Genomic DNA, 320 nt, shown 5'->3' on the forward strand with positions numbered 1-320 from the left:
AAGGAAAACGGCGGCTAAGTACAGCCACATCATGAGGACGGCAAGCGACCCCGCGGCCCCGCATGAGCCAGCGGTGCCTGCGTGAGCAAGGGCGGTTTCAAGAGTGAAGCGCAACAGGGGGCTAATGAATGGAAGCTGAGGTTATCGAAGCGGTTGCGAGCATACGTTCGAAGACCTCGAATGGTGAATGAAATGCATGGGTAGCGCGAGGTCGGCTGTTGAGGCTGTCGGCGATGCCATCGAGTTCGTCCTGACTGTAGATCGAGAGGTCAGTGCCCTTCGGCAGATACTGCCGCAGCAGCCCGTTGGTGTTCTCGCAG

General features: G+C 58.8%; 1 protein-coding gene and 1 pseudogene. Both read right to left on the reverse strand.

Translation table 11 applies throughout. The features are described from left to right. Positions 1 to 90, reverse strand: a pseudogene (locus SB753_RS35915) (YihY/virulence factor BrkB family protein); the annotation flags it as partial. Positions 91 to 121: 31 nt separating this feature from the next. Beyond that, positions 122 to 320, reverse strand: a 199-nt coding sequence (locus SB753_RS35920) for a transposase (protein ID WP_410804853.1), incomplete at its 5' end; no start/stop codon positions are given.

It is taken from the genome of Paraburkholderia sp. SIMBA_053 (genome assembly GCF_046534895.1).
GTDB classification, from domain to species: domain Bacteria; phylum Pseudomonadota; class Gammaproteobacteria; order Burkholderiales; family Burkholderiaceae; genus Paraburkholderia; species Paraburkholderia caledonica.